This is a genomic window from Pseudoalteromonas sp. KS88, from assembly GCF_004766475.1.
In the GTDB taxonomy this organism is placed as follows: domain Bacteria; phylum Pseudomonadota; class Gammaproteobacteria; order Enterobacterales; family Alteromonadaceae; genus Pseudoalteromonas.
Map to the genome: position 1 here is coordinate 56,280 of NZ_PYHV01000012.1, position 25,465 is coordinate 81,744.

Sequence of the window (25,465 nt, forward strand, 5' to 3'; positions counted from 1 at the left end):
TAGACTATGCCACTTTACACTTCAATTTTAAGCAATCTTTAAGTACAAATATGTCAACTTGGCTTTATTGACTCGCGGCGGCGCAAGTGAAGTGTAACTTGGCATAATATTGAAGCATATAATGGCATAAAGTTACCTAACGCACACTTTAAAAAGCTAACCCCATACGAATACAGCTTACTTTAGTAGGCTGCTATGTATCATATATAACCATTCAAAAAAGATGGTAAAGGCGAAACACAATCCAATCTTCCTACTGAGTTTTCGTCGAAGTTAATTGTTCTAGATACACGAGTTTACATTTTTAGAAATAATACTATTTAACAAACCAAGGAAATTTATTAGCGTTCCATAGAGTATTTTCGAAGTTAGGCCCACATATACCAGCAAATGGCTCTCCAAGTGAGTAATAATCTGTTTCCCATACTTCAAAATGCAGATGCGGCTCGGTTGAACGGCCAGCACTTCCAACTTCTGCTATTTTTTGCCCTCTGGAAACAAAATCCCCTTTTTCTACCAAAACAGATCCACTTTTTAGATGGTCATAACGAGTAGCAAAAACCTCACCTTCATGCTTAATTACGACAACATTTTTTCCATCAAAACACCAATAACACTGATCAATACCACCTGCACAATAATTCCCAAAATCAGTACAAACTGCGTACCCACTCGAAACGTTAGGGCCTCGTGGTTCAGAAGGAGCATTACATTCAGCGACCTCGCTATTTTCAGTACATTTATCAAAAGCATTTTCATGATCAAAAGCCCATAGCACTACCCCTTCCTGTGCGGCTAATACACTTACCCCATTATCCATCTGCTCCCACTTTGTCATGTTGGGTTTATCAATTAAATGTATATCCATACCTTCGTGTCCTTGGTAGCTAGGTGATTCGCAGTTAAATGATACTCCATCTCCATCTATATCTGCATGACCGATACCACAATCTATTTCTGGTTCGCATTCAATTGGCCACATTAATTTTGAGAGAACATCTGCAGGAGTCGGAACTACAATCACCCTAATAGTATCTTCACTGTGTAACCCATCATTATCTGTAACTGTTAGCTGTAAAACTAGTTCATGCTCATAATTAGTCTCTGGAGCATCAAATGAAGCTTTTGCTTTATCTGAGTGATTAATAGTAACAATATCAATACCGTCTGATGGTAGTTGGAGCCACTCATAGGAAACTATGCGGCCATCACTATCTGATGCTTCACCTTCAAGGCTGACTTCACTCCCTTCTACAACTGTTTGGTCATTACCTGCATTCACGGAAGGAGGCGTGTTAATCGGGGGAGTAGGTTGAATTTTAATTATTGTAGAGTCAATACCTTGAGCACCATCATCGTCGGTTACTGTTAGTTGAAAAGTAATTTCAACTTCTTCCTCTACATCTGGAGCATCAAATGAAGCTTTTGCTTTATCTGCGTTATTAATAGTAACAATATCGTCTGATGATAGTTGGAGCCACTCATAGGAAACTATGCTTCCATCACTATCTGATGCTTCACCTTCAAGGCTAACTTCACTTCCTTCTACAACTGTTTGGTCATCACCTGCATTCACGGAAGGAGGCGTGTTAGTCGGGGGAGTAGGTTGAATTTTAATTGTTGTAGAGTCAATACCTTGAGCACCATCATCGTCGGTTACTGTTAGTTGAAAAGTAATTTCAACTTCTTCCTCTACATCTGGAGCATCAAATGAAGCTTTTGCTTTATCTGCGTTATTAATAGTAACAATATCGTCTGATGATAGTTGGAGCCACTCATAGGAAGCTATGCTTCCATCACTATCTGATGCTTCACCTTCAAGGCTAACTTCACTTCCTTCTACAGCTGTTTGGTCATCACCTGCATTCACTGAAGGGGCCTTGTTAACTTGTAGTGAATTCGAAGTATTATCATCCCCCCCACCTCCACAGGCAACTAAGTTACAAAGTAACACCAGTAAAAAAGCATATTTTAACATTTATTTCCCCACTTCCTTTGAGTCATTTCTTATTTCACTTTTGCTCAATAATATAGAACCTATACGCTAAACTAGATATTTTTAGACAAAAATAATATCCATTAGGGTTTATTTCCTTTAAAAACTCTTCAACCCTACTAAAGCGCCTAAGCTTAAACAAACCTGCTTCATCTAAAGACAGAACCTCATTGGAGGTATAGCTTTTACACTCGTCAGGTAAAAATACTTTAGAGACTGTAGACATAAACTAACTTATTAATTCCATTTAAATAGCTACTTGATTATCAATCTACCCGTCAAAGCACTGGCTAGCAAGCGTTTACTAATCAAGTCTAAAATAATTACAGCAGCTAATTTTTAGAATTAAGTTATGATTAGATAACATCAGCTTTTATATTTTGGGAGTTTAATATGGCTAAAATAATAAAAACCAGCAACACCACTGATAAATCGGCGAGTTTCGATAGCGAAAATGTAAAAGCTGCATTAAATGGTCGGCTTTCAGTAGATGGCCTTAGCGCCACTGAACAAGTTGCATTTATGAATAATTTTGACGAAGCTATAAACTCTAATTTAGAGCAGGGTTTTTCTAAGTATTTTGAAAAACTGAGCAATAGCGAAAAACTTTATGGCTTAGATGATAAGGATAAAATTATCTGTGATAACAAAAAATACCCCACATCTTGATCTAATAAACAAGTAGATTTATTTTTTAGTAACAAATTTATGGAAGTTTTTAAAACGGGAGTGTTTAAGTTTTCTTCTGTACATGTGAGTCAACCATCTAACCATTTGGTTAAATACTAGACTATGCCACCTTATACTTCCAATTTATGCCATCTTTTAGTACAAATATGTCAACTTATACTTCAAACAACAAAAACATGAGGAATTTGGGTGGCAGTCTTACCAGCCACATCTCGGCACACACGTCACAAACTGTGGCTGCTCCCTTCCGGGCCTGACCAGGTTCGCCTGCTAGTGTTGCGAGAGGACCAATAAGACTACCATTGAGGGCCTTGTTTGGCGCGGGAAGGATTATCTCTACTTTTGAACTGTTATTCAAGGGGAAATCAAAAAAGAAAGTGCGATTGCATGTTAAACACACAATCACACTATTTTTTATACAAAATTACTTCGCTAGCTCTTTCTGAACATTACGTAATACGGCTTTTACCTTTTTCATATTTTCTGGGCCCATGCGTAACAGCTGTTTTTGTGCAGCAGGTAGGCGCTCCCATTCTGAATATGCATATTGATAAGTAACCGAATCTCTAAGTAAGGGCATATCCCCTTTTGGCTCAGGTGTATCAAGTAATAGTTCAATCGCCTCATCGAGTGTTTGTGTAAACTCATCACCTTGATAGCCAATTTCACTATAAGCATCACTTATAAGTGGCTTATATTCGTCATAAAAACGTACAATTTGCGCAGCACTCATGCTTGTGAATATTTTTACATAAGGGGTGTAGCGTTCATAGCTATTAGGGTCAATCGTAAGAATATCGCCTTCAATAACACTAAAGCTCTCTTGCGGGCGTTCAACAGGTGCATGTTTTACAGCCACTTTGCCTTTTGCTAAGTTATCGATAAATACCACACCACGGCGAATAACATCATCAGTGATCATTAAACCCATCACTTGATCGCTAAGATATTCGTCAATATTTGCAACCACAACTTCATCACTGTCATTAAGACTCGGTAATGGCTTTACTTCAGGTGTTGGCTCTACATCTCTACTTGGTGGGCGGTTAACAACCTCAGGCTCTGGTAAAGCTTCAGGCTCAGGCTCTGTCACTTTTGGCTCTGGGGCTTTATATTCTTGGATTGGTTGCTCTACAGGAGCTTGCTCAACCACAGGCTCTGGCTGCTCTTCTGAGCTAAGTAATACAAATGCAGCCGCACATGCAATAACAATAAGTATCACAATTGCAAACAGCAAATTGTTATTGGGTGGACGTTTTTCGACATCTGGTTGCGATGATTGATCTGACATACGAACTCCATAAAAATTAAAATGCATAATTCAAACACTTAGAGTCTCCTAAGTGCGTGAAATTCCAAACCAAGCGATAAAAAAGTTATCTTACTCAGGTATCCTTTGATTGTTCTAGCTTAAAGACTTACAGTTAATAAATAAAGTAAAGACGGTCAACAGTTTAATTGCAACTATGAGAATAAAACAAGTCGATAAAAATAAACCCAAAATAGCCTTACTTTTAACAGGGGGCGGAGCACGCGCAGCTTACCAAGTTGGTGTATTGAAAGCACTTGCTCATAGTATGCCGCGAACAGCCCCCCTGCCTTTTACTATTATTAATGGTACCTCTGCAGGCGCGATAAATTCAGCCGCCTTGGCATGTTACGCTTCGTGTGCGCACCTTGCTGTACGCAAATTAGAATATGTTTGGAAAAACTTTTCAACTTCAACAGTCTATAAGAGCGACTTTTTAAGTGTGTTTGGTCATATAACCCGTAACATGCTTACAAGTTTTCAATCTGAGCATATTAATCACCCACCAGCGAGCCTATTAAATAATCGACCTTTGCGAGACTTGCTGAGTGAGGTGCTGGACCTCTCAAGTATCGAACGCAATTTGCATCGAAACTATTTGGATGCGCTATCAATTACGGCGTCGAGTTATACTACGGGTGATTCTGTTGCATTTTTTCAATCCAAGACTCAATCACCATGGCAACGTGCTAAGCGAGTGGGACAAGCTACACGCATAAACGTGGATCATTTAATGGCCTCAAGTGCGATCCCAATGGTTTTTCCAAGTGTGAATGTGCATAACCATTACTTTGGCGATGGCTCAATTCACCAACTATCTCCGTTGAGCCCATGTGTACACCTTGGCGCAAAGAAAATTTTTATAATTGGTGTAGATCAACCAAAAGAATCACACCCTCCTGGGTATTTACCTCATTTCCCAGGTTTATCATCTATTGCAGGGCATTTACTTGATAGCGTATTTACGGATACATTGCAGTCAGATTTAGAACGCCTTGAGCGTATTAACAGAACACTTGGACTAATGCCTGGGCGAGAAAAACACCAAGAACTCAAGCAAATTGATACCTGTGTGATAAACCCATCTGAAAATTTTAACGCAATTGCTGCGCAATATTATGATGATATGCCGTTACCTATTAAAATACTGTTGCGTATGATTGGTGTTAAAAAGCGCTCTCAATCAAGCTTAACCAGCTACTTATTATTCGAAAAACGCTACACCCAACATTTAATCGGTATTGGCTATAAAGATGGCCTTGAAAAGTTACCTCAGATCCGCGAGTTTTTAGAGTTAGATTAGGGGCAAGTGTGGGCTCTCAGTAAATGTCATCACTATTCACTGCCATCAATTAAGTAACGTTCAACGCGCTCTACTCGCCTTGGTTTGCCTTGTAATACAAGAATATCGCCGCTGAGTAAGGTGGTTTGTTGTGAAGGCATTTCAATTTCTCGATCTTGACGACGCAACGCTCTGACTGATACTCGTCGTTTTTCGAGGTTTAACTCCCCGATACTTTTAGCTACAGCGTATGCCTCCTGTGGCAATGCAATTACATGCAAATACTCCAAACGCTCTGCGTTTATATTATCATTGGTAAATTTATCGCCGGCAAAAAAACCGTGTAAAAACTTGTATCTGTTACGCCTTTCTTTGCTCACACGCCGTACTATACGTGTCATAGGAACACCTGACATATATAAAACATGCGAAACCAACATCAGACTGGCCTCAAGTGTTTCTGGGACAACTTCTGTCACCCCTAAGTCTTGTAATAACTCGAGCTGGGAGTCATCCCGCATACGCACCAAGATTTTAACCTCTGGGGCTATTTGCTTAATTGCATCTACAACAATTTGCGTCTGCTCAAAATCAGTAAAGGTAATTATAACCAGTCGCGCACGCTCGACTCCCGCTGAACGTAAAATGTCTTTTTGCTTAACATGGCCAAAAATAACAGGCTCACCTACTGCTTTGGTTTCTTGAACCAATACAGGGTTACATTCAACCGCAACGTACTCGATGGCTTCTGGTTTTAAAAACCGCGCAATAGTTTGTCCCACACGAGAAAATCCACAAATGACCACATGATTACTGTATAACGTGCTGCTAGAAGGTTGGTTTGCTGCATAACTTTGAGCATTTTTTAAGTAGCCAAGCTTTGCCAACATCCAAGGTGTTCGCTCTATTAAATAAGGTGTTAATGCCATCGACATCACAGCCAATGCAATTAAAAAGGATGCTTGTTCAACCTGTAATAACTGGTGTTTGGTAGCCAAAGCAATGAGAACAAAACCAAATTCGCCCATTTGCCAAAGCATAACAGCCGCAGCAATGGAGTCCTGTTTTCGCTCTCCCATGAACTGTGCTAAAACAGCAATAACGCCAATTTTAAACACAAACATCAGCGTCAGCGCGGCTAAAATCCAAAACCATACATCTACAACAAAAAGAATATCTAACTGCATCCCTACAGTAACAAAGAACAAACCCATTAATATGTCACGAAACGGCCGTATATCTGCCTCTAGCTGATGACGGTACTGACTTTCCCCAAGCATCATACCAGCTAAAAACGCCCCTAATGCCATTGATAAACCAAATAAATAGGTAAGTCCTGCGGCAAATAATGCGACAAGTAAGGTAGTTAAAACAAACAGTTCCTCTGTGCGCATCAGCGCCACTTCGCTAAACACAGCGGGCAGCACCCACTTTCCTATTGCCCATAAAAGCACACAAACAAAAGCACCTTTTGTTAAAGCTAATGCCAAAGCCCATGCTATTCCTTCTGAGCCACTACTTTGAGCCAATAAAGGTAAAATGATGAGTAGTGGTACGACAGCTATATCTTGGAACAGCAAAATACCTATACCAAGCTGCCCACGCCGATGCTTTAAATCGCCAGACTCTTTGAGTAACTTAACCACAACGGCCGTCGACGATAGCGCCATTAGGGTCGCAATAGTAAAACTGGTCAACAAGCTAAATTCCAGTAGCTGTAGAATTAGCATAATGACAAGGCTAGTCACCACTACTTGCAACGTGCCCAAGCCAAAAACAATGCTGCGCATTGCCATCAAACGACCAATTGAAAATTCTAACCCCAAACTAAATAGCAGAAAAACAATACCAAGCTCAGCAACAAAGTGCATTTCGTTACTTTGTGCTATCCAGCCAACACCGTGCTCACCTGCAAGCACACCCGTTGCTAAATAAGCCAATATCGGTGGCAAACCAACACGCTTGAACAGCCACACTAAAATGACGGCAGCAAATAGCAAACCAAATATTTGAGCTAGAACACTTTGCAAATAGACCTCCCGATAATCTGTGACCAGAAAATACTGCGTCAAAGTTTTACCACTTAATAATTTTAACTATAGCAACTATCTGTTTTTCAGCCACTTTGAAATTGTGGCATAGAAATCGCTTTAACCAACCAACATCACACTCCGAGGGGGGAGATTTAGTGGAAAACGTCCATATTTTGACACAAAGGGTTTCTGCACGTGGCGAGTTTCTGCCGTTTTCGGCAGAGCATTACCGTAATAATGAGCCTGCAGCAATTCATAGTTTAGTTGCTAAGTTACAAACAACTTTAAATATCGATGAAATACTCAATATTTATGCCGACTACGCTAAGCAGATTATTAACTTTTCCGGTATACAGTTTCACTCCACTCAGGGTGTGACACAGGTTGCACAAAGTGATAATTCAACCCCACCGTACTCGTTTGATTTAGATATCAACAACGAGCACTTAGGGCAGCTAGTTTACTTTAGCCAGTACCCACTTACGGGAAATATTAGTAATAAGCTCAATGGGTTACACAATGCACTCGTGTACCCGCTTAGAAATGCAATTATGTACAGCCGAGTACTGAGATTAGCAACTAAAGACACTTTAACAGGGTTGAACAATCGCAGTCAGTTTAACGATATATTATTTGAAAAACTCGAACGCTGCCGCCGCCAACATCGTTCATTTAGTCTAATGTTGTTGGATTTAGACAACTTCAAGCAGGTGAATGATAACTTCGGTCACAAAGTAGGTGATGATGTATTAAAAGAATTTTCAGCTGTTTTACAATCAAGCATTCGTGGTACTGATTGTGTTTTCAGGTTTGGTGGTGATGAATTTGCAATTCTTATAGATGACCCTGAATTTATTACTAATAAAGTCATCGCACAGCGTATTATGCGTTTAGTGGAAGAGTCTAACATTATGTCTAAATATCAAGTAACTACGAGTATTGGTTACACATTGGTAAATAGCCATGATTGTGAAGACGAAGTTTTCTCTCGTGCAGATAAAGGGCTTTATAAAGCAAAAGCGTCAGGACGTAACTGCGCTAGAGCTTACTAAAACAAGTGTTGCGCCTCCCCTTACGGCGCAACTTGCTTTTGCTTACTAAACAACTTATAAATCAGTAGCGATAAACAAAAACCAAAGAAAAAGCCACTAACCAAATAAAGTAAAGCGGCCATGGTAGCCAGTGGGGTGACCACAATTAAAACCAGCGGAATACTCACACCAACAATAAAAAAGGCTCCGCCCTTTCCTAACCAGTAAGCAATCAAAACAATTGCGCAGACCAAACCACCCACAAGTGAATAGAGTAAAGTCATTATATCTAGTTCAAATACTAAGTGCGCAACCACTGCTATTAATATCGTAATTAAAAGGCCAAGTGGTGCTTTATTAACAAGTGATAAGCCAACGTGGGGCTGATTGTTCATGCATGGTACTCCCAAATAATTCCTTCATCGCTCACATGATTCGCACTAATGAAGTATCCGACAACTTGGACTAACTCGTCGTTGTAAAAAATAAGTGGCGCACTGGCCCGTAACCAAGGAGCTACTTTTGCATCTTTAAACCAATGCTTTAATGTATTACGGCCAGGTTTATTTAAGGGTTTTATTTTTGCCTGAAGATAATCAAATCTTATTGTTACGTGCTCATCAACTCGGGGGGGTCTTATCCCCTTTGCGTGTATTGGGCTAATACGAGCACCGTTATTAAGTATAAATGTGTTTCCAGATTGCGCAGTTACAACCAATGGCTCTTGTGTTTGGTGAATTACAAAATACAAAAAACCTTGATGACGGCGAATATGGCCATCTTTTAATTGTATTTTTAATTGCGCGTCAACCTGTGCATTAATACCTTGCTCTAAGGTTTGCTCAGTTTGCTTTTGTGATGGCATGAGCGCGGTAAATTGCTCAAGCCAGCAACGCAAAACATTTGCTTGGCGTGCAGCACTGAACATCGCAAGTTCGGCGCAGCTTAAGCCTTGGGTTTCGTTTTGGCATTTAGCTAAATCTTGCTGGATATACTCATTAAGTAAATCTTGCTGCTGCTGTAGTAGCGTAATGCTGCGTGAAGCGCTTTTTTCAAAACCTATAAATTTATCCGATAAAACAGGCACCACTTTTTGCCGAATAAAATTACGATCAAAACGTTCATCAGTATTCGAATCATCAGTAATATGTTCAAGCGAAAACGTTTTTGCGAATGACTCGATGGCTGAGCGTGTAATATTTAATAGCGGTCTAAAGCAAGTACGACCACTTTTAAGTATGCGAGTTTGGCGCATAGACGCTAAACCTTTCAACCCTGAGCCGCGTTTAAGGCGCAATAAAAACGTTTCTAGCTGATCGTTCAAATGCTGACCCAATAAAATGACACTGCCCTCAGCACTGTATTTATCTAATGCCAAATAGCGCGCATCACGGGCTTGCTCTTCTAGACTCGTGCGCGTTCGCTGCTCAATAGTTACTGACGCAGCTGTAAATACGACACTTAATTGTCGGCATAAATCAGCACAAAACCTTTGCCAGTCATCAGCATAGTTACTCAAGCCATGGTTAACGTAAACCGCACTGAGTTGCAGCGTTGGTATTTCACGTTTCAGTTCATTCATTACATGCAATAACACCACAGAGTCAACACCTCCTGAGAGCGCAATTGTAAATGACGTTTGATTATCATCGACAAACGGTGCAATGGCGTTTTTTACTTGTTGATACAATGGTGTTGAATGCATGAATTTAACCGAAAATAATAAATGATTAGCTCCTAGCTCCTAGCTCCTAGCTCCTAGCTCCTAGCTCCTAGCTCCTAGCTCCTAGCTTACAAACATTTTAAAACAAAAAAGCCGCTAAAGCGGCTTTTTTCTGCATTCGAGTTATTTTTTAGCAATAACCAAATGACATTAATCGTTTGTAACGTTGATCTAGCATCTCATCAAGCGATAACGCTTGTAAGTCTGCAAGGTCACGCTTAAGCTGATTTTTAAGGTTTCTCGCCATTGCATCGTAGTTACGATGTGCGCCGCCTAAAGGCTCTTCAACTAGGTTGTTGATCAAATCAAGCTCTTTAACGCGTGCCGCGGTTACACCCATAGCTTCTGCAGCAAGTGGGGCCTTATCAGCGCTTTTCCAAAGAATTGAAGCACAACCCTCTGGCGAAATTACTGAGTAAGTGCTGTATTGCAACATGTTAACGCGATCGCCAACACCAATTGCCAAAGCACCACCTGAACCACCTTCACCAATAACCGTACAAATGGTTGGCACTTTTAGTGCAGCCATTACTTTTAAGTTACGTGCGATAGCTTCAGATTGACCACGCTCTTCTGCGCCAACACCTGGGTATGCACCCGGCGTGTCGATGAAAGTCATTATTGGCATTTTAAAACGTTCAGCCATTTCCATTAAGCGTAATGCTTTACGGTAACCTTCTGGCTTTGGCATACCAAAGTTGCGTTTAATTTTTTCAGCTGTATCACGTCCTTTTTGTTGACCGATCACCATTACTGGTTGACCTTCAAAACGTGCTACACCACCTAAAATAGCCGGATCATTTGCAAAAGTACGATCACCCGCTAACTCGTCAAACTCCGTAAAAATGCGCTCGATATAATCTCGAGTATAAGGACGCAACGGATGACGGGCTAACTGAGAAACCTGCCAAGCACCTAATTTAGAGAATATTTCCTCTTTTTGTTGGGCACTTTTTTCTTTTAATCGGCTGACTTCCTCTTCTAACTCAAGGTCTAATTCGCCAGCGCGGCTTATATTTTGTAACTCTTCAATTTTTGCTTCTAATTCTGCGATTGGAAGCTCAAAATCAAGATAATTGAGGCTCATGCTCTAAACTACCTAATTAGTTAAATTCTAGTTCTACATCTTGCGCCGCCATCAGTGAAAGCTTATGAATTAAGTCATCACTAGGCGTAACACACCATTCTGTACCTAAGGTTAACTTGGCCAACGCATCTGGACGTTGATAGAAAACCCTAATAGGACAAGTACCAAACTTATAAGGTTCAAGTACTTTTTGTAAATTATCGAAGAAGTTTGCCTCGATTTGTACCATGTTCAGCGTCATTTTAATCGCTTTTATACGTTTTTCGCGCGCTTGAGCAATGGTACATATGTCTCTGGCGGTCATTGTAATGCCACCGGAGAAGTTATCAAAGCTGACCTGTCCAGATATTACCAAGATATTGTTGATTTGCAGCATATCTTGGTACATTTCAAACTGTTCTGGGAATAAGCGTACATCAATACGGGCACTCTTGTCATCTAAAGTTATAAGCCCCCAGCGATTTCCCTTCTTATTTATTAGAGTACGTGCTGCAATGACAAGCCCTGCAGCGGTAGATTGCACATCTCGATTAGTTGGCTGCAAGTCCACTAAACGGCCTGTGGTGTAATGTTTAAGCTCTTTACGGTATTGATTGATTGGGTGGCCGGTTAAATAAAGGCCGAGTGTTTCTTTTTCGCCATCTAACCATTGATTATCGGTCAACGGCGTCGCTTTTATAAAGGCTTGTTCAACTTCATCAGGCTCTGTGGCCAGTAAACCAAACAAATCGGTTTGACCAAGAGACTCTGCTTTGTTGTGTTGATCAGCGGCGCGCATAGCATCTTTAAGGCTCGCTAATAAGGTTGCTCGCCCAGGTTGAGTTTTATCTGGGCCAAGTTGATCAAGTGCGCCGGCGTAAATCAATTTCTCCGTGACACGTTTATTTAACCGCTTCAAGTCAACTCGAGCGCAAAAATCAAACAAGTCTTTAAACGGGCCGCCTTCACTGCGCGCCTCTAAAATTGCTTCAACAGGTGCTTCACCTACCCCTTTAATGGCGCCGATACCGTATACAATTTCGCCTTGCTGATTTACAGTAAATTTAAACTCACCTGCGTTTACATCCGGCGGTAATAAGGTGAGTTTCATGTTTTCACATTCATCCACCAAAATTACAATTTTATCGGTATTATCCATATCAGCCGACATTACCGCAGCCATGAACTCGGCTGGGTAATGCGTTTTCATCCACAGCGTCTGGTACGAAACTAACGCGTAAGCTGCTGAGTGAGATTTGTTAAAACCATAACCCGCAAACTTTTCTACCAAGTCGAAGATTTTAATTGCAAGTTCGCCGTCAATGCCGTTATTTCTTGCACCATCTTCAAAGGTTGAACGTTGCTTTGCCATTTCTTCGGGCTTTTTCTTACCCATTGCACGGCGCAGCATATCTGCGCCACCGAGCGTATAACCCGCCAACACCTGCGCAATTTGCATTACTTGTTCTTGATACAGGATGATACCGTAAGTAGGCTCAAGAATAGGCTGTAAGCTTTCGTGCTGATATTGTGCGTCGGGGTACGAGATGTCTTCTCGACCCAACTTACGGTCAATAAAGTTATCTACCATGCCCGATTGCAGTGGCCCTGGTCTAAACAGGGCCACCAAGGCTATCATATCTTCAAAGCAGTCAGGTTTAAGACGTCTGATCAGATCTTTCATGCCTCGTGATTCGAGCTGGAAGACCGCGGTCGTTTCGGCGCGTAATAATAGCTCTATACTCTTTTTATCATCCAGTGGGATTGCGTTGATATCAACAGGCTTCTTGCCTTCACGCTCAAGGCGCTCGTTGGTCATATCAATTGCCCACTGCAAGATTGTCAGCGTTCTTAGACCTAAGAAGTCAAATTTAACTAAGCCGGCTGTTTCTACATCATTTTTATCAAACTGAGTAACCGGAAACTTACCTTCATCATCACAATAAAGCGCAGCAAAATCGGTGATGGTGGTGGGTGATATAACTACACCACCCGCATGCTTACCGGCATTACGTGTACACCCTTCGAGGATGCGGCACATATCAATTAGGTCTTTGACCTCAGAATCGCCATCGTAAGCCTCTTGCAAACGCGGCTCAACATCAAACGCTTTTGCTAGGGTCATACCCGGATCGCCCGGTATCAATTTTGAAATACGGTCAACAAAACCATAAGGGTGCCCAAGCACACGACCAACGTCACGAATAACCGCTTTTGCTGCCATCGTACCAAAGGTGATGATCTGCGATACCGCATCCCGTCCATATAGCGCTGATACGTGATCGATTACTTCATCACGCCTATCCATACAGAAATCGACGTCGAAATCCGGCATGGAAATACGCTCAGGGTTTAAGAAACGTTCGAAAAGTAAATCAAATTCTAATGGGTCAAGATCGGTGATCTTAAGTGCATAAGCCACCAACGAGCCCGCACCAGAACCACGCCCCGGCCCAACTGGAATATTATTATCCTTACTCCATTGGATGAATTCCATTACGATTAAGAAATAACCCGGAAAACCCATTTGGTTGATTACGTCGAGTTCTATTTTTAGTCGCTCGTCATATTCGACTCGTTTTTCTTTGCGGTCGTTTTCATCTGGGAATAAAAACTGTAAACGTTCTTCAAGGCCATCTTCTGAAACTTTAACTAAGAAGTCTTCAATATTTAATGAGCCAGTTGGGTAATCAGGTAGGAAGTAAGTACCCAGTTGCACCGTTACATTACAGCGCTTAGCTATTTCGACACTGTTTTGTAGTGCTTCTGGAATATCACTAAACAGCTCAGCCATTTGCTCTGGCGTTTTAAGGTATTGCTCCTCAGAAAAACGTTTGGGGCGACGTTTGTCATCCAGTGTGTAACCATCAAAAATAGCGACGCGGATCTCATGCGCTTCAAAGTTTTCAGGCTTTAGAAAGACCACTTCATTTGTTGCGACAACTGGTAGTTGCTCAACGTCGGCAAGCTCTACCGCTAAGTGCAAGTATTCTTCTTCTTGAGTTCGTAGAGTACGAATAAGCTCGATGTAATAATGGTCGCTAAAATGCTGTTTATAAAAGCTGACCACTGATTCAATAATACCAGCGTTGCCTTTTAACAGTGCTTTACCTAAATCACCGTCTTTAGCGCCAGAGAGTAAAATAAGGCCCTCTTTGTGCTCCACCAGCCACTCTCGTTCAATAACAGGGCGATGAAATAAATGCCCGCGCTGATACGCTTTTGAGATCAATAATGTAATATTTTTATAGCCAATGTTATCTTTAGCCAAAATAACAAGTCTACATGGCCCTTCTGGAAACTCAGGACTGTGGAGCCAAAAATCAGCCCCTACAATTGGCTTTATACCTGCGTTGTGGGCTGTATCGTAAAAACGCACTAAACCACACAAGTTCATTTGATCGGTAATTGCTAAGGCTGGTAATTCTAGCTCTTGTGCTTTGGCAACAATCGGTTTGGTTTTAGCCAAACCATCAACCATCGAAAAGTCAGAGTGAACACGTAAATGTACAAAATCAGGAGCCGCCATTATTGCTCCTGCATTGCTAGTACGCGTTGCACTGGTTTAAAACTTTTACGGTGCTCATCAATTGCACCATATTGCTCAAGTGCTGCAAAATGCGCTTTTGTTGGGTAACCTTTGTGCCCTGCAAAACCGTATTGCGGGTAGCGTTTATCCAGTTCAATCATTTCATCATCACGAGCAACTTTCGCTAAAATAGAAGCCGCTGAAATTTCAGCCACTAAGCTATCGCCTTTTACCACTGCTTGTGCTGGCATTTCTAAAGATGGCAGTCGATTTCCGTCAACAAACACAAACTCTGGTGTAGTTGTTAATCCTTCTACCGCGCGAGTCATGGCAAGCATCGTGGCGTGTAAAATATTTAATTCATCTATTTCTATTGGACTACAACGGCCAATTGACCAACAAAGTGCTTTTTCTTTGATTTCGAGAGCCAGTGCTTGACGTTTTTTATCAGTTAATTTTTTTGAATCAGCAAGGCCTGCAATCGGCTTTGTTGGGTCAAGTATCACCGCAGCAGTAACTACGTCACCAACAAGTGGGCCACGGCCTACTTCGTCAACACCGGCGATAAAAGTTAGATTTGGTCTTTCAATTTGCATTTAATAACTCCGCTACTGCCGCCGCGGCTTGCTCGCTAGCATTTAAGCGTATTTGTTGGTGAATCGCTAAAAAGCGTGATTTTAACGCACTATTATTACCCTCTAGCATAGGCTTTAGGGCATGTGCTAAGTTTTCAACATTGCAGTCTGCTTGTAAAAACTCAGGCACTAACTCTTCATCTGCTAATAAATTAGGCAATGAGAAATATTTAATATTAAAGGTAAACAACGTTTTAAATATCCAGTAACTCATCGGTTTAATTTTATAACCCACCACCATAGGTTTTTTATATAACATGCCTTCTAATGTCGCCGTACCAGAGGCGATTAAAATGGCATCTGCTGCTTGCATTGCAATATCAGATTGCCCATCCAGCAATTGTATTTTTAATGACGGTGCTGTGGTGGCTAAAATTTCACTGAACTGAGCTTTTCGCTTGTCATTAACTAACGGCACCACAATTTTTAAATCTGGGTTTTTAGCTTGTAACTCAGCCGCTGTTTGAATGTAGGTCTCACTTAATAAACCGACTTCTGAACCACGACTACCGGGTAACAATGCCAATACTTTGTCATTGTCATTCAAGCCCAGTTCTATACGAGCTGCACTGCTATCATGTTCCAAGGCAATATCATCAGCAAGCGTATGACCTACAAATGTGCAAGGTACGTTGTGCTTATCATAGAACGCTTTTTCAAATGGCAAAAGAGCAAGCACCATATTGGTTGCGGCACTAATTTTATGAATACGCTTTTCACGCCACGCCCACACAGACGGGCTAACATACTGTACCGTCTTAATACCCGCATCTTTTAATGGTTTTTCAATACGCAGGTTAAAGTCAGGCGCATCTATGCCAATATAGATGTCAGGAGGGTTATCAAGGAAGTGCTGAATGAGTTGCTTACGAATTTTTAATAACCGAGGTAAACGCCCTAACACTTCAACCAAGCCCATAACGGCAAGATCTTCCATATCAAATAAACTTTTACATCCCTGTGCCTGCATTTTAGGGCCTGCAATGCCTTCAAAAATGGCATTTGGGTAGCGTATTTTTAGTGCTTTTATAAGACCTTCGCCTAATATATCACCGGATAGTTCACCCACTACAATTGCTATGCGTAATGGTTTGCTCTGATTATTCATTGATTCTTTTCGCAATTAACTCTGCATTTAATAGCAGCAGTTTAACGTGTTTTCAATGCAGTATAAATGTTGGGAGGTAATATTAATTTATTCCTTAGCGCATAAACAACAAACTCAACTTTGTAAATAAGGTGCATTGAGACCCCAAATTGCTGAAAAATCATTGGTTGCATTGGGTCTTAAGTAAAATAAGTCTAGATTTATCCAATATTTTATATTTCTGTCACATTGATTAATGCTCTATACATAAGCTATTTTTTACACTCTTGGGTTGACTAAAATCAATAAAGGCATAGAATTAGCGAAGTTTCAGTAATTTCTGAAAGATAATACAGCCGCGCCGTCAACTATAAAGGAGCACACTATGATAGATGAAGCGTTTGTCGATCTATCGCGATTGCAATTTGCGATCACTGCACTGTTTCACTTCCTCTTTGTCCCGCTAACATTAGGCATGACATGGATTTTGGTTATTATGGAATCTGTTTATGTTATGACAGGTAGAGAAATCTACCGTGACATGACTAAATTTTGGGGTAAATTATTTGGGATTAACTTTGCGGTTGGTGTGGCTACTGGCTTAACCATGGAGTTCGAGTTTGGAACAAATTGGTCGTACTATTCACACTATGTAGGCGATGTGTTTGGAGCTCCACTGGCGATTGAAGGTTTAATGGCATTCTTTTTAGAGTCCACCTTTGTAGGTATGTTCTTCCTCGGCTGGCAAAGACTAACAAAGCGACAGCATTTAGGTGTTACCTTTTTGATGGCTATTGGCACGAACTTGTCTGCCCTTTGGATTTTGGTAGCCAATGGTTGGATGCAAAATCCAGTTGGTGCTGAGTTTAATTACCAGACAATGCGCATGGAAATGACCAGTTTTGCTGAATTAGTATTTAACCCCGTTGCACAAGTTAAATTTATTCACACCGTGTCGGCAGGTTATGTCGCTGCATCAATGTTCGTCCTTGGTATTAGTAGCTGGTATATCTTAAAAGGTCGCGATTTGGCTTTTGCTAAGCGCTCATTTTCAGTTGCCTCTGGTTTTGGTTTAGCATCAATTTTGTGTGTCATCTTACTGGGTGATGAATCTGGCTACGAAGTTGGCGAAGTGCAAAAAGTAAAATTAGCCACCATTGAAGCAGAATGGCATACCGAAGAAGCTCCAGCTGCATTCACAGCAATTGGTATTCCTGATTCAGATGAACAAGTGACGCATGCTGCCGTTAAAATCCCTTACGCATTAGGCTTAATTGCAACGCGTTCGCTTGATGAGCAAGTAACTGGTATTAGTGATTTAGAGAAAAAACACGAAGTACGTATTAGAAACGGCATGATAGCGTATGAGTACCTTGAAAAACTCAGAAATGGCGAAGACACCCCTGCAAATATAGCCAAATTTGACACCTTAAAAGATGACCTTGGGTACGGTTTGTTACTTAAACGCTATACACCGAATGTAGTCGATGCAACAGAGGAACATATACAAAAAGCAGTGAAAGACTCTTTCCCACGGGTTGGCCCTATGTTTTGGTCGTTCCGAATCATGGTCGGCTGCGGCATGATCATGCTTGTGGTATTCGCCCTATCGTTTTACTACAACGCGCATCGTGTTATTGAACAAAAACGCTGGTTGTTAAAAGCGGCTGTATGGAGTATTCCCCTGCCTTGGATTGCTATAGAGTTTGGTTGGATTGTTGCTGAATATGGTCGCCAACCTTGGGCTATATCAGAAGTGTTACCTACATTTTTAGCCACATCGTCGTTAACTGTCAATGACTTACTTTTCACCATTACTGCGTTTGTTATTTTTTATATTTGCTTAGCCGTCATAGAAGGCTGGTTGATGCTCAAATTTGTAAAACTCGGACCAAGCTCATTGCACACAGGTAAGTATCACTTTGAACTTGAAAAAGCTGATAAACAACTAAACCAAGGAGCACAGTCATGATTTTTGATTACGAAACCTTAAAGTTCCTTTGGTGGCTCTTAATAGGCGTATTACTCATAGGCTTTGCTATTACTGATGGCATGGACATGGGGGTAGCAATTTTGTTACGCCTAGTGGGTAAAACAGATTTAGAGCGCCGTACTGTGATCAATACCATTGGTGCACATTGGGATGGCAATCAAGTGTGGTTTATAACCGCTGGCGGAGCATTATTTGCAGCTTGGCCAATGGTTTACGCCGCTGCGTTCTCTGGCTTCTACTTAGCGATGATGTTGGTGTTGTTTGCGCTGTTTTTACGACCACTTGCCTTTGACTATCGCTCAAAACTCGAATCGGCAAAATGGCGTAATAATTGGGATTGGGCGCTGCTCGTTGGGAGCTTTGTGCCCGCTTTGGTGTTTGGTGTCGCGTTTGGAAATATACTTCAAGGGGTGCCTTTTGATATTGATAATTTATTACGCACGACCTATCAAGGCTCCTTTTTTGCTTTGCTTAACCCATTTGCATTAATCGCTGGTTTGCTAAGCGTCACTATGCTGGTTGGTCATGCTGGCATGTGGTTACAATTGAGAACTGACGCTGAAGTATCAGTTCGATCAGCCCAATACGGTCGCTATGCTTTAATGCTATTTATCGCTCTTTTTGCTATGGCAGGGTTCTGGGTGGCAAAAATGGACGGCTATCAAATTATCTCGATGCCAGATACTCAAAGCTATGCGAATCCACTTGGCAAGGTAGTTACAACAGCGCCCGGTGCGTGGCTTGATAATTATAGTAAAATGCCACTCACAATAGCGTTCCCTATATTGGGTTTTGTATCAGCAATCTTTGCCATTATATTATCTAAGCTAAACAAACCTGCATTAGCGTTAGCTACAACCAGCACCATGTTAATAGGGGTTATTATGACTGCAGGCAGTGCGATGTTTCCATTTATTATGCCTTCAAGCAATAATCCAAATATAAGCTTAACAATGTGGGACGCTGTTTCTAGTCATATGACACTAAATGTAATGTTTATTGCTGCTATCATTTTTGTTCCTTTAATTTTATGTTACACAACTTGGTGCTACGTAAAAATGTGGCGTAAAGTCACACAAACTGAAATTACGAACAACACTCACGGCAGCTATTAAGGAGACTTATTATGTGGTATTTCGCATGGATACTGGGTGTTTTATTAGCTTGTACTTTAGGCGTGATTAATGTCATGTGGTACGAGTTTCAGCAAAATAAAGACAGTATTGCTGATGATGAATTAGAACTACACGAAAGGCTTAAACGCCAAGATGACAACTAAAAAACGGCCCGATCGCGCGCAGCAAACCAAACTGCGCGCATTCTTAAAACACCACAGTCAAAGTGGTGCACGCTTATTAAAAATGAGCATTGTACTTGGTACGCTCAACGCGCTGTTAATGATAGCGTCCTGTTACTTACTGGCAAATGCAGCACATCTTGTCATGTTTGAAAGCAAAAATATCAACGAAGTGAGCTATCTGCTTTGGCCTTTAGCTGGACTCATATTATTACGGGCTTTATTTTTAGCGCTAAGCGAAAGACTTAGTCATTATGCTGCGCAAAAGATTAAATCTTCCATGCGCAAAACATTACTCGCAAAGTTAAACCGCTTAGGGCCTACATACATTGAACAAAAAGGCCAAGGTGCAACGTTAAATACACTACATGACGGTGTTGAAGCACTGCACCAATATTACGCTAATTATTTGCCCAGTATTGCATACAGCGCACTCATCCCTCTGGCGATTCTTGTAGTGATTTTTCCAACAGATTATAAAGCAGGGTTAATATTTTTGTTCACTGCTCCCTTAATCCCGTTTTTTATGATTTTAGTAGGTCATAAGGCAGAAGAGATAAATCAACAACGTTGGCAGCAACTCTCAATTTTAGGGAATTATTTTTTAGATCGGATCCAAGGATTGACGCAATTAAAATTGTTCAACGCAACTCGCTCTGAACTGACTCACATTGCAAGAATTTCTGATGACTTTAGATCCTCAACAATGAGTGTACTTAAAGTCGCATTTTTATCTGCATTTACGTTAGAGTTTTTTGCCACTATTAGCGTCGCCTTAGTCGCTGTAATCATCGGCTTTAGGTTGTTTTTTGGCACCCTTGATTTTGCTACCGGCTTTGTTGTTTTACTCCTAGCCCCAGAATTTTATTTACCCTTACGCCAAATGGGCAGCCATTATCATGCACGATTAGAAGGCATTAGCGCCGCTGCAGATATGATTGATATCATCAATGCGCAAGAGCAGCTACCGCTACAACAAACTCAAACTGTACCATTACCCATAAAAAATATTAGCGCCAAGCAGTTAAGTTTTTTATACCCTGATAGTAAAGAAGGAATATCCGATATAAATATCAGCCTTCCTGAGCAGGGGTTGTTCGCATTTGTAGGCGACAGTGGCGCAGGGAAAAGTACCTTGTTTGATTGTTTACTTGGCTTTCATCATCAAGCAAATTCACACATTTTCATCAACGGCACTGCCCTTTCTCGCTATGAAAACCAGAGCTGGTTACAAAACATAGCGTGGATACCTCAAAACCCGACCTTATTTTATATGAGTGTTGCTGATAACTTACGTATAGCCAATGCTCAAGCTACACAAACACAACTAGAACGCGCTGCCGCTAAAGCAGGCGCTCTTGAGTTTATTCTCGCATTGCCTCATGGGTTTGATACTCTGCTTGGTGAGCAAGGAGAAGGCCTCTCTGGCGGCCAAAAACAACGTATCGCATTAGCACGTGCTTTTTTAAAAAATGCGCCAATCTTGATGCTAGATGAACCTAGCGCTCACCTTGATAGCCAAACAGAACAATTAATTAATACGGCGATTACTGACTACGCAAAACACCACCTCGTCCTTGTAATAGCTCACAGATTAAATACCGTTAGTAAAGCAGACAAAATTTATTTGATGCAACAAGGAAAAATTATCGAGCAAGGCAGCTATCTACAGCTAAATGAGAAAGAAGGCAGATTCTGGCAACTTGTTAACGCAGGTGTTCATCATGACTAACTTTATTCGTTTATTAAAACTATGTAGACCCCACGCAGGGATGTTACTGCTTGGTGCCCTTTTATCAACCTTGACCGTTTTAGCTAACATTGGTTTGCTTGCAATTTCAGGCTGGTTTTTGGCTGCAATGGCAGCTGCGGGTATTGCATCTGTGCATATGAATTACTTTACGCCTGCCGGTGTCATTCGATTTTTAGCGATTGTAAGAACAGCTTCTCGCTACGGCGAGCGGCTCATCACTCACAATGCGACGTTTTTGCTACTGAGTGAAATTCGAGTACGGGCATTTAAAACATTAAGCCAGTTGAACAACGTAGACTTAGCCATGAGCCGCAGTGCTGATTTAGTCAATCGAATGCAAAATGATGTTGACGCACTAGATGCTTTTTACTTAGATGTTTTATTGCCTTTTATCGTTGCCGTGTTTGGTATACCTATTATCATGCTATTTATGAGTGCATATAACCCTAATGTAGCCTTGGTATGCTTTACGGCTCTTATGGTCGTCGGCGTTATTGTACCTTCATATTTAGGTGCTAAATTTAGTAAAACAGCCACACACGAGCGAGAACAATCTGCACTTTTAAGGGCACAGTTATCAGAGACCTTACAAGGCTCGCGAGAATTAATGCTTTATCAAGCCTCTGCTAAATTGCTGGCAAAATGCGATGCCTCAAGTGAGTTATATAATCAGCAGTTACATAAACGACACAGTGCAATTGCTAATAGTAATGGACTTACTTTATTAATCACACAATTGACTATGCTAAGTAGTATTGTGATTTTGATCCCACTTATAAGCAGCAATCAAGTCGCGAATGTCGAATTAGCAATGATGAGCTTATTTGTTTTAGCAAGTTTTGAAACCGTGCTTAATCTTCCTAATGCGTTTATTCAACTTCCCAATACTTTAAGCGCTGCAGCACGTATCTTTGAATTGGAAGACAAATTGACATCACCTCCTTTAACCGCAGCGGTAACTGTTAATAAGCAACCTCTAGGTCTTTCTTTTTCTAATATTGATTATCGCTATAATGACCAAACTCACGCACTGAAAAAAGTTAATTTAACTATTTCAGCGAAGCAAAAAGTCGCATTAGTGGGTCCTAGTGGCAGTGGAAAAACTACACTAATCAATTTATTAACAGGGCTATGGCCAACGCAAAATGGGCAGGTCAAACTGCACACACTTGAAGACTCTATTGATATTGACACTCTATCAATAGATAACCGCTTTGATTTACTGACTATCCTTGCACAACATCACTATATATTTGATGGCTCTTTGGCCGAAAACTTACGCTACGCACAGCCAAATGCCACTGACGATATGCTTATGAAAGTGTGTGAACAAGCACAATTAGGTTCATGGCTATCACAACTGCCTTCTGGCTTAAATACACGCTTAGGGACAGCAGGACGAGCCGTATCACAAGGCCAAGCAAGGCGAATTGCTATTGCACAAGCCTTACTTCGCGATAGCCCTATCATGGTTTTAGATGAACCAACTGAAAGCTTAGATAACCATACTAAACACCAAGTGATCAATACGATAATGGATGTCATGGCAGATAAAACAATTATCACCATTACACATGACCCCGCATTGTTGGATTCAATGGATAAAGTGATATGGCTAGAGGAAGGAGCTATAAGAGCTATTGATAGTCACAGTGCTTTACTTGCAAATGAAGTGGATTACATGTCTTTGGTAACACGATTTTAAGCATAAAAAAACCACCGATTATTACTAAGCGGTGGTTTTTATTAAGCGATGTAATTAACGAATAATTCCACGCTCAGAATTTTTTACAAATTCAACCATTAGCTGAACTGCTGGATACTTAGCGGCATCTTCACTCAATGCGGCTATTGCCTCATCAACACCTAAGCTCTTTCGATAAAGTGTTTTATAAGCACGGCGTGTCGCCATTACTTCATCACTTTCAAAACCACGGCGTTTCATACCTTCGGTATTAATAGCAACGGGACTAGCGGGTGTACCAATCGTCGTTACAAAGGGTGGCACGTCTTTGTTTACACCAGAGTACATCCCCACAAAAGCATGTGCTCCGATTTTACAAAATTGGTGAATACCCGAATTACCTGCAAGGATAACCCAATCACCAACATGAACATGGCCAGCAACTGAAGCATTGTTTGCAAAAATAACGTTATCCCCAATTACCGCATCATGTGCAACATGGGTATACGCCATAAATAAGTTATTACTACCAATTTTGGTAACACCTTGGTCTTGAATTGTACCACGATGAATTGTCGCACATTCACGAATAACATTATTATCACCGATAATAAGCGTTGTTGGCTCGTTGTTATATTTTTTGTCTTGGCAGGCTTCGCCTACTGACGCAAATTGAAAAATATGATTGCCAGAGCCAATAGTAGAAGGCCCTTTCACAACAACATGAGATTCAATAATACAATCATCACCTATTACCACATCGTTGCCAATGTAGCTATAAGGACCAACTGATACATTATTACCTAATTTCGCACCTGATTCGATTATCGCTGTAGGATGGATCACAATTAAAGCTCTCTTCTCGCACACATGATTTCAGCAGTACACACTACCTTACCATCAACTTTCGCTTCTGCTGCAAATTTCCATATATTGCGGCGCTCTTTTAAAAACTGTACATGCAAATGCATAGTATCGCCAGGAACAACTGGTTGTTTAAATCGCGCATTGTCGATTGCAGCAAATAAATAAAGCTCATTTTCACTGCGATTTTCAACCGTTTTAAACCCAAGCAGGCCTGTGGCTTGTGCCATCGCCTCTAAAATAAGAACACCCGGGAAAATTGGCTGATTTGGAAAATGACCAGTAAAAATAGGTTCATTCACGCTAACGTTTTTAATGGCGTGAAGTGACTCGCCTGGCGTGTGGTCAAGCACTCTGTCCACTAATAACATAGGGTAACGGTGCGGCAGTAAGCTCAATATTTCTTGTATATCCAAGCTATTTAATTCGTTTGCCAAAATAGCATCCTTATTGATTATCAACATTTAATGACTGAGTCAAAGTCTCTAGTGCTTTAAGACGGTCTTTCATCTCTGGTAAATTACGCAAATGAGCGATATTACGACGCCACTCTTTATTTGTAGAGTGCGGCATACCAGAAGAGTAGATACCAGGCTCTTTAATTGACTTAGTTACCATACTCATGCCGGTAAGTATAACACCATCACATATATCAATGTGACCATTTATACCTACAAGCCCACCAAATTGGCAATTTTTACCTACTGTAGTACTTCCAGCGATTACTGTGCAACCTGCAATAGCAGTACCCGACCCAATCTCTACGTTGTGTGCTAAATGGACCTGATTGTCGATAATCACATTATTAGAGATTATTGTATTATCAATTGCACCGCGATCAATCGTTGCCCCTGCACCAATTTCAACGTTATCACCAATAATGACAGCACCGATTTGCGGTATTTTTATCCACTGGCCTTTATCATTAGCGTAACCAAAACCATCGCTACCTATGATTGAGTTTGCTTGAAATAGACAGTTTTCGCCAATTTCAACATCATGATAAATAGATACATTCGACCACAGTTTGGTGTTACTGCCTATTTTAGCCATCGCACCGATAAAACAATTAGCACCTATTTGCACATTGTCAGCAATCTGTGCTCCTGCTTCAATCACAACATTGGCGCCTATAGAAGCCGAACTAGCAACCTGTGCGTCAGGATGAACAACCGCACTGGAGTGAATGCCTTTTACTGCTGATGTAGGCGTTGTATCCATTATCTGAGCAAGCTGTGCATAGCTGTTATAAGGATTAGCTGCAATAAGCTTATTCCCCAGATAATAAGGAGCATCTGCTGCAGATAATATTACTGCACTGGCATCTGTATTGTCCAATTGTGCGCGATATTTCTTATTCGCTAAAAATGCAATATGCCCAGACTGGGCATTTGCAAGTGTCGCTATTTTTGAGATTTCTAAAGCGCCGTCCCCATCGAGTTCAGCGCCAAGAAGTTCCGCAATCTGCGAAAGCGTATAATTTTGCATATTTC

General features: G+C 41.0%; 20 protein-coding genes and 1 other RNA gene. 8 read left to right on the forward strand and 13 right to left on the reverse strand.

Annotation, left to right across the window (positions count from 1 at the left end; translation table 11 throughout):
• Positions 1 to 316: 316 nt before the first annotated feature.
• Positions 317 to 1,978 carry a M23 family metallopeptidase gene (locus tag C7Y70_RS07685; RefSeq protein ID WP_135474137.1) on the reverse strand — a complete coding sequence of 554 codons (1,662 nt, stop codon included), beginning with the start codon at positions 1,976 to 1,978 and terminating at the stop codon, positions 317 to 319.
• A gap of 411 nt (positions 1,979 to 2,389) precedes the next feature.
• On the opposite strand from C7Y70_RS07685, the gene C7Y70_RS07690 reads away from it, so the two are divergent.
• The gene (locus tag C7Y70_RS07690) at positions 2,390 to 2,665 is read left to right on the forward strand and encodes a hypothetical protein (RefSeq protein WP_135474139.1); all 276 of its coding nucleotides are present in this window, start codon (positions 2,390 to 2,392) and stop codon (positions 2,663 to 2,665) included.
• A gap of 217 nt (positions 2,666 to 2,882) precedes the next feature.
• On the opposite strand, the gene ffs is transcribed toward C7Y70_RS07690, so the two are convergent.
• An RNA gene (ffs, locus tag C7Y70_RS07700) (signal recognition particle sRNA small type) lies at positions 2,883 to 2,979 on the reverse strand.
• A 131-nt stretch (positions 2,980 to 3,110) separates the two neighbouring features.
• Positions 3,111 to 3,977 (reverse strand): DUF3014 domain-containing protein, encoded by an 867-nt coding sequence (locus tag C7Y70_RS07705; protein WP_135474141.1) that lies wholly within the window; start codon positions 3,975 to 3,977, stop codon positions 3,111 to 3,113.
• Positions 3,978 to 4,152: 175 nt separating this feature from the next.
• Between C7Y70_RS07705 and C7Y70_RS07710 the strand changes: the two genes are divergently transcribed.
• Positions 4,153 to 5,298 (forward strand): patatin-like phospholipase family protein, encoded by a 1,146-nt coding sequence (locus C7Y70_RS07710; RefSeq protein ID WP_099296481.1) that lies wholly within the window; start codon positions 4,153 to 4,155, stop codon positions 5,296 to 5,298.
• A 32-nt stretch (positions 5,299 to 5,330) separates the two neighbouring features.
• On the opposite strand, the gene C7Y70_RS07715 is transcribed toward C7Y70_RS07710, so the two are convergent.
• The gene (locus C7Y70_RS07715; RefSeq protein ID WP_135474143.1) at positions 5,331 to 7,307 is read right to left on the reverse strand and encodes a monovalent cation:proton antiporter-2 (CPA2) family protein; all 1,977 of its coding nucleotides are present in this window, start codon (positions 7,305 to 7,307) and stop codon (positions 5,331 to 5,333) included.
• A gap of 158 nt (positions 7,308 to 7,465) precedes the next feature.
• Between C7Y70_RS07715 and C7Y70_RS07720 the strand changes: the two genes are divergently transcribed.
• Positions 7,466 to 8,362, forward strand: a complete 897-nt coding sequence (locus C7Y70_RS07720) for a GGDEF domain-containing protein (RefSeq protein WP_135474145.1) — start codon at positions 7,466 to 7,468, stop codon at positions 8,360 to 8,362.
• A gap of 20 nt (positions 8,363 to 8,382) precedes the next feature.
• Here the strand turns inward: C7Y70_RS07720 and C7Y70_RS07725 are convergent, their stop codons facing one another.
• The 6 genes from C7Y70_RS07725 to lpxB all read right to left on the reverse strand — a co-directional run bounded on the left by C7Y70_RS07725 (position 8,383) and on the right by lpxB (position 16,402).
• Positions 8,383 to 8,736, reverse strand: a complete 354-nt coding sequence (locus tag C7Y70_RS07725; RefSeq protein WP_135474147.1) for a hypothetical protein — start codon at positions 8,734 to 8,736, stop codon at positions 8,383 to 8,385.
• Positions 8,733 to 10,046, reverse strand: coding sequence for a tRNA lysidine(34) synthetase TilS (gene tilS, locus C7Y70_RS07730; RefSeq protein ID WP_135474149.1), 1,314 nt, complete (start codon positions 10,044 to 10,046; stop codon positions 8,733 to 8,735). The genes C7Y70_RS07725 and tilS overlap by 4 nt, the downstream gene beginning before the upstream one ends.
• Before the next feature lie 148 nt (positions 10,047 to 10,194).
• The gene (gene accA, locus C7Y70_RS07735) at positions 10,195 to 11,151 is read right to left on the reverse strand and encodes an acetyl-CoA carboxylase carboxyl transferase subunit alpha (RefSeq protein WP_087530680.1); all 957 of its coding nucleotides are present in this window, start codon (positions 11,149 to 11,151) and stop codon (positions 10,195 to 10,197) included.
• 16 nt (positions 11,152 to 11,167) lie between these two features.
• Positions 11,168 to 14,659, reverse strand: a complete 3,492-nt coding sequence (gene dnaE / locus C7Y70_RS07740) for a DNA polymerase III subunit alpha (protein ID WP_135474151.1) — start codon at positions 14,657 to 14,659, stop codon at positions 11,168 to 11,170.
• Positions 14,659 to 15,255 carry a ribonuclease HII gene (rnhB, locus tag C7Y70_RS07745; protein WP_099296487.1) on the reverse strand — a complete coding sequence of 199 codons (597 nt, stop codon included), beginning with the start codon at positions 15,253 to 15,255 and terminating at the stop codon, positions 14,659 to 14,661. Before rnhB ends, dnaE begins: the two co-directional genes overlap by 1 nt.
• Positions 15,245 to 16,402 carry a lipid-A-disaccharide synthase gene (gene lpxB, locus C7Y70_RS07750; protein ID WP_135474153.1) on the reverse strand — a complete coding sequence of 386 codons (1,158 nt, stop codon included), beginning with the start codon at positions 16,400 to 16,402 and terminating at the stop codon, positions 15,245 to 15,247. The genes rnhB and lpxB overlap by 11 nt, the downstream gene beginning before the upstream one ends.
• 364 nt (positions 16,403 to 16,766) lie before the next feature.
• Here lpxB and C7Y70_RS07755 point away from each other — a divergent pair, with 364 nt between their 5' ends.
• The 5 genes from C7Y70_RS07755 to cydC are packed head-to-tail and all read left to right on the forward strand — an operon-like array spanning position 16,767 to position 23,129.
• The gene (locus tag C7Y70_RS07755; RefSeq protein ID WP_135474155.1) at positions 16,767 to 18,353 is read left to right on the forward strand and encodes a cytochrome ubiquinol oxidase subunit I; all 1,587 of its coding nucleotides are present in this window, start codon (positions 16,767 to 16,769) and stop codon (positions 18,351 to 18,353) included.
• Positions 18,350 to 19,489, forward strand: a complete 1,140-nt coding sequence (cydB, locus tag C7Y70_RS07760) for a cytochrome d ubiquinol oxidase subunit II (protein ID WP_135474157.1) — start codon at positions 18,350 to 18,352, stop codon at positions 19,487 to 19,489. Before C7Y70_RS07755 ends, cydB begins: the two co-directional genes overlap by 4 nt.
• A gap of 11 nt (positions 19,490 to 19,500) precedes the next feature.
• On the forward strand, positions 19,501 to 19,653 hold the full coding sequence (gene cydX, locus C7Y70_RS07765; RefSeq protein WP_099296491.1) for a cytochrome bd-I oxidase subunit CydX: 153 nt from the start codon (positions 19,501 to 19,503) through the stop codon (positions 19,651 to 19,653).
• On the forward strand, positions 19,643 to 21,403 hold the full coding sequence (gene cydD / locus C7Y70_RS07770; protein ID WP_135474159.1) for a thiol reductant ABC exporter subunit CydD: 1,761 nt from the start codon (positions 19,643 to 19,645) through the stop codon (positions 21,401 to 21,403). Before cydX ends, cydD begins: the two co-directional genes overlap by 11 nt.
• Complete coding sequence (gene cydC, locus C7Y70_RS07775) at positions 21,396 to 23,129, forward strand: thiol reductant ABC exporter subunit CydC (protein WP_135474161.1); 1,734 nt, start codon at positions 21,396 to 21,398, stop codon at positions 23,127 to 23,129. Before cydD ends, cydC begins: the two co-directional genes overlap by 8 nt.
• Positions 23,130 to 23,183: 54 nt before the next feature.
• Here cydC and lpxA read toward each other — a convergent pair whose 3' ends face one another.
• The 3 genes from lpxA to lpxD are packed head-to-tail and all read right to left on the reverse strand — an operon-like array spanning position 23,184 to position 25,460.
• A complete protein-coding gene (gene lpxA / locus C7Y70_RS07780; protein ID WP_099296494.1) occupies positions 23,184 to 23,954 on the reverse strand; it encodes an acyl-ACP--UDP-N-acetylglucosamine O-acyltransferase in 771 nt (256 codons plus the stop codon).
• Between the two features lie 2 nt (positions 23,955 to 23,956).
• Positions 23,957 to 24,409, reverse strand: a complete 453-nt coding sequence (gene fabZ / locus C7Y70_RS07785) for a 3-hydroxyacyl-ACP dehydratase FabZ (RefSeq protein WP_058561338.1) — start codon at positions 24,407 to 24,409, stop codon at positions 23,957 to 23,959.
• Positions 24,410 to 24,419: 10 nt separating this feature from the next.
• On the reverse strand, positions 24,420 to 25,460 hold the full coding sequence (gene lpxD / locus C7Y70_RS07790) for a UDP-3-O-(3-hydroxymyristoyl)glucosamine N-acyltransferase (RefSeq protein WP_135474163.1): 1,041 nt from the start codon (positions 25,458 to 25,460) through the stop codon (positions 24,420 to 24,422).
• Between the last annotated feature and the right edge of the window lie 5 nt (positions 25,461 to 25,465).

Bases quoted from the DNA above. Each gene is read 5' to 3' on its own strand.
- C7Y70_RS07685 (WP_135474137.1), bottom strand. From the start codon at position 1,978: ATGTTAAAATATGCTTTTTTACTGGTGTTACTTTGTAACTTAGTTGCC.
- C7Y70_RS07690 (WP_135474139.1), top strand. From the start codon at position 2,390: ATGGCTAAAATAATAAAAACCAGCAACACCACTGATAAATCGGCGAGT.
- C7Y70_RS07705 (WP_135474141.1), bottom strand. From the start codon at position 3,977: ATGTCAGATCAATCATCGCAACCAGATGTCGAAAAACGTCCACCCAAT.
- C7Y70_RS07710 (WP_099296481.1), top strand. From the start codon at position 4,153: ATGAGAATAAAACAAGTCGATAAAAATAAACCCAAAATAGCCTTACTT.
- C7Y70_RS07725 (WP_135474147.1), bottom strand. From the start codon at position 8,736: ATGAACAATCAGCCCCACGTTGGCTTATCACTTGTTAATAAAGCACCA.
- tilS (WP_135474149.1), bottom strand. From the start codon at position 10,046: ATGCATTCAACACCATTGTATCAACAAGTAAAAAACGCCATTGCACCG.
- accA (WP_087530680.1), bottom strand. From the start codon at position 11,151: ATGAGCCTCAATTATCTTGATTTTGAGCTTCCAATCGCAGAATTAGAA.
- dnaE (WP_135474151.1), bottom strand. From the start codon at position 14,659: ATGGCGGCTCCTGATTTTGTACATTTACGTGTTCACTCTGACTTTTCG.
- rnhB (WP_099296487.1), bottom strand. From the start codon at position 15,255: ATGCAAATTGAAAGACCAAATCTAACTTTTATCGCCGGTGTTGACGAA.
- lpxB (WP_135474153.1), bottom strand. From the start codon at position 16,402: ATGAATAATCAGAGCAAACCATTACGCATAGCAATTGTAGTGGGTGAA.
- C7Y70_RS07755 (WP_135474155.1), top strand. From the start codon at position 16,767: ATGATAGATGAAGCGTTTGTCGATCTATCGCGATTGCAATTTGCGATC.
- cydB (WP_135474157.1), top strand. From the start codon at position 18,350: ATGATTTTTGATTACGAAACCTTAAAGTTCCTTTGGTGGCTCTTAATA.
- cydX (WP_099296491.1), top strand. From the start codon at position 19,501: ATGTGGTATTTCGCATGGATACTGGGTGTTTTATTAGCTTGTACTTTA.
- cydD (WP_135474159.1), top strand. From the start codon at position 19,643: ATGACAACTAAAAAACGGCCCGATCGCGCGCAGCAAACCAAACTGCGC.
- cydC (WP_135474161.1), top strand. From the start codon at position 21,396: ATGACTAACTTTATTCGTTTATTAAAACTATGTAGACCCCACGCAGGG.
- lpxD (WP_135474163.1), bottom strand. From the start codon at position 25,460: ATGCAAAATTATACGCTTTCGCAGATTGCGGAACTTCTTGGCGCTGAA.